At 62.8% G+C, this 3,725-nt stretch carries 4 protein-coding genes; 2 read left to right on the plus strand and 2 right to left on the minus strand.

Translation table 11 applies throughout. From position 1 onward, the window contains the following. The coding region (locus tag WAN71_RS17415; RefSeq protein WP_422226526.1) for an ABC transporter permease at nucleotides 1-582 on the plus strand (582 nt) is incomplete at its 5' end. A gap of 253 nt (nucleotides 583-835) precedes the next feature. After that, a complete protein-coding gene (locus tag WAN71_RS17420) occupies nucleotides 836-1,828 on the plus strand; it encodes an esterase family protein (protein WP_422226527.1) in 993 nt (330 codons plus the stop codon). 67 nt (nucleotides 1,829-1,895) lie between these two features. Here WAN71_RS17420 and WAN71_RS17425 read toward each other — a convergent pair whose 3' ends face one another. Both WAN71_RS17425 and WAN71_RS17430 read right to left on the minus strand, forming a co-directional pair. Continuing rightward, nucleotides 1,896-2,576: a YoaK family protein gene (locus tag WAN71_RS17425; RefSeq protein WP_422226528.1), complete on the minus strand. Its 681-nt coding sequence runs from the start codon at nucleotides 2,574-2,576 to the stop codon at nucleotides 1,896-1,898. Between the two features lie 78 nt (nucleotides 2,577-2,654). Continuing rightward, nucleotides 2,655-3,725: maltokinase (locus tag WAN71_RS17430; RefSeq protein WP_422226529.1), on the minus strand; the 1,071-nt coding region annotated here is incomplete at its 5' end.

Genomic DNA, 3,725 nt, shown 5'->3' on the forward strand with positions numbered 1-3,725 from the left:
TTCCTGTCGCCGGGCATCATCGCGCAGTCGGCGCTGTTCATCTCCATCTTCTATGGCATACAAATCATCTGGGACCGCGACGCCGGCATCCTTGCCAAGCTCATAGTGACGCCCGCGCCGGCATCGGCGCTGATCACCGGTAAGTCATTTGCGGCGGGTGTGCGATCGGTGGCACAGGTGGTCGGCGTGTTGGCGCTCGCCTATGTGATGGGCATTGGGCTGACGATCAATCCGCTGCGGATCCTGGCAGCGATGGGCATCGTCATGCTGGGTGCGGCGTTCTTCGCGTGCCTGTCGATGACGTTGGCCGGACTGGTTCGCAATCGCGATCGGCTGATGGGTATCGGTCAAGCGATCACGATGCCGTTGTTCTTCGCGTCCAACGCGCTATACCCAGTCAACGTGATGCCCGGCTGGCTGCATGTGCTCAGCAAGGTCAACCCGCTCAGCTACGAAGTCGACGCGCTACGGGCGCTACTGATCGGCACTGCGTTCCACGCGGCGGACATCGCCGTCTTAGTAGTGGCTGCGGCGCTCGGAATCATTGCCGCGTCAACCCTATTGCGGCGCTTGGTCTCCTAGACCGCAAGTCGTCCACGCCGTAACTTGCGATGCTTTCGTCGAATTGCATTGCAGCGGTGTTAATGACGACGTCACGAGGCCAGCGAGTCCCAATCGTTATCTTCGAGTCCGCGCCGACGCTCAATCGTTAGTCAACCGCGACGTCACACCCCGAAGCGGCAACCGGGAGTGGGCCGCACGCCGTGTTTGACTGCCTCCGACAGCTATTCGACCGCGTCATGCGGCAGATGAAAGTTGGGATGGGGTAAGAGCTATGAAGTTCGTTGAGAAGTTGCGCAGCGCGGCGGGCCGTTTGCCGCGCCGATTGGCAATCGCGATCGTTGGGGCAGCCCTGCTGGCCGGCCTGGTCGGTGCCGTCGGCGGCTCGGCAACCGCGGGGGCGTTCTCCAAGAAGGGCCTGCCGGTCGAGTATCTGCAAGTACCATCCGCGGCGATGGGCCACGATATCAAGGTCCAATTCCAGGGCGGCGGACCGCACGCGGTCTACATGCTCGACGGGTTACGCGCACAGGACGACTTTAACGGTTGGGACATCAACACTCCCGCGTTCGAGGAGTACTACCAGTCCGGCCTGTCGGTGATCATGCCGGTCGGTGGTCAATCCAGCTTCTACACCGACTGGTACCAGCCGGCCTGCGGTAAGAGCGGCTGCCAGACCTACAAGTGGGAAACGTTCATGACCAGGGAGCTTCCGGCGTACCTGCAGGCCAACCGGGGTATCTCGCCGAATGGCAATGCAGCGGTGGGTCTTTCAATGTCGGGTGGTTCCGCACTGATTCTGGCCGCGTACTACCCACAGCAGTTCTCCTACGCGGGATCACTGTCGGGCTTCCTGAACCCGTCCGAGGGCTGGTGGCCGACGCTGATCGGTCTGTCGATGGGCGACGCGGGCGGTTACAGCGCCACCAACATGTGGGGCCCGACGAGCGATCCGGCGTGGAAGCGCAACGACCCGATGGTCCAGCTCCCTCGACTGGTGCAAAACAACACCCGCATTTGGGTCTACTGCGGCAACGGCACTCCGAACGACCTTGGCGGCGACAGCATGCCGGCCAAGTTCCTGGAGCAATTCACGCTGCGCACCAACGAGCAGTTCCGCGACAACTACGTGGCCGCGGGCGGCAACAACGGTACGTTCAACTTCCCGCCCAACGGGACGCATGACTGGGGTTACTGGAACCAGCAACTGGTCGCCATGAAGCCGGACATTCAGCGCACGCTGAGCGGTGCCCCAGCCGCCACCTGACTTACCCTCCGACGCATCGGCAGCAGCGTGCCCCCAGCGCTGCTGCCGATGCATTTTCTAAGGCGCGTTAGTCCAGCAAGGCTCGGCGATCCTGGTGGAAATAGGTGTACCCGGTTGTCAACGCGCACACGACCGAAGCGACTATCAGCATCCCGGTCCCGTTGACCACCAGGCTGATACAGCCACCCAAAGCGGCGCCGAAGACGAAGCTGGCGAACAGCAGGAAATATCCGAGCCAATCCGACATGTCTCCACCCGCGATATGGCGTTCGATGCCCTGCCCCATCTTGACCAGCGTGCCGGTTACATAGCTCAGCGGCACCGACACCTCGCCATCCTTGACGAACGACGTGTTTAGCGCACCAATTCCAAACACCACCAACAGAATTGGCGCAAAATCAACGAGATTTTCTTCCCAGCCCTCATCGATGACGTCCACCACGGTGGCGGCAAACAGACTGACGGTGGTGAGCACGGTCGGTCCGTGCGGATGCGCGACCCAGAAATGCCGCCGGCACGCTGATGCAACGATCACACCGGCGACGAAGCACAGCATCAGCAGGCCAGCCGTCACCGACAGCAACACGTCGTCCCGGAAGTATCCCAGCACCGCGCGTTGTGCATTCCCGGTCATGAACGTCACAAAGTATCCGGCGGAATGGGTAAAGGCCGTCGCTCCCAGCAGACCGGCCAGCACGGCCAGCACCCACGACAGCCGCGCCTCACTGTCGAATGTCTCACGCAGCATGCAGCCATGTTTTCATCAGAACCGCAACAGTCGCAGCGCGGCTACGGTAACTCAGACGGCACTCATATCAATTGGCTGTCAGTTGTTGACAAGCCTGCCGATCGACCGCAACGGAATCGGCAGCCAGCCAGGGCGGTGCCGAGACTCATAACCGGTCTCATACACTGCCTTGTCCAGTTCATATGCCGCCAATAGCAGCGCTGAATCGCGGGGATCGACGCCGGACGCCGCCGCGTAGCCGTCGCAGAACGCAGTGCGGTTGCGCTGCACCCACTCTCGGGCGCGCGCGGCGAGTTGCTTGTCGCCTGCCTGGTCGACCAGCGGTCCGTAGGCGGCGTACTCATAGGAACGCAGCACACCGGCCACGTCACGCAACGGCGAATCCGGTGCGCGACGCTCCTCCAGCGGCTGACCGGGCTCACCTTCGAAGTCGATCAACAGCCAGGACTCCGGTGTACGCAACACCTGCCCCAGGTGCAGGTCGCCGTGCACCCGTTGCACGGTGATCGTCTGCTCCGCCAGCTTTTGGAAACGCTGCTCGATCGCCTCCGCGTACTGCTCGAGCTCGGACACCGCCGCGACTGCTGACGACAACCGCGCCAGCATGGTGTCGACCGGGAAGGGGGCCTGTGACGTGCCGAGGGCTTCGGCGAGCGTGGCGTGTACTGACGCGACGGCTTCGCCGAGCCGATAGGACTCACCGGCGAAGTCGCCGCCGACCTCATGGGCGTACAAGTCACCCTCCGCGAAAAGATCGCGGACACTGGCGGTGGCCATCGCCCAGCCTTCAGCCGCATTAACCGCATACTCGGTCACCATGCCGAGCGGCCAGGAAGTATCGGAATCAGCGCCCTGCGTGGTCAGCTCGTAGGTGCCCAGCAGTCGGGCCACATGTGGGTTGCCGGACCGGCCGAGCACCCGGTTCAGCTCGATATCGGGGTTGACGCCGGCGCTGACGCGGCGGAACACCTTCAGGATGGCGTATCTCTCGAAGATCACACTGGTGTTGCTTTGCTCAGAATCCGACACGCGGGGCGACGCCTCCAGCGGCAGGGTGACGTCCGGCTCCTTGGCAAATGTCACGTCTGAGCGGACGGCAGCCGTGTCCATCAGCGACAGCAAGAATTGGGCCGCGGGCGGGTCATACAG

The sequence above is a fragment of the Mycobacterium sp. genome (assembly GCF_049280035.1).
Classification (GTDB): Bacteria; Actinomycetota; Actinomycetes; order Mycobacteriales; family Mycobacteriaceae; genus Mycobacterium.

Bases quoted from the DNA above. Each gene is read 5' to 3' on its own strand.
- WAN71_RS17420 (WP_422226527.1), top strand. From the start codon at position 836: ATGAAGTTCGTTGAGAAGTTGCGCAGCGCGGCGGGCCGTTTGCCGCGC.
- WAN71_RS17425 (WP_422226528.1), bottom strand. From the start codon at position 2,576: ATGCTGCGTGAGACATTCGACAGTGAGGCGCGGCTGTCGTGGGTGCTG.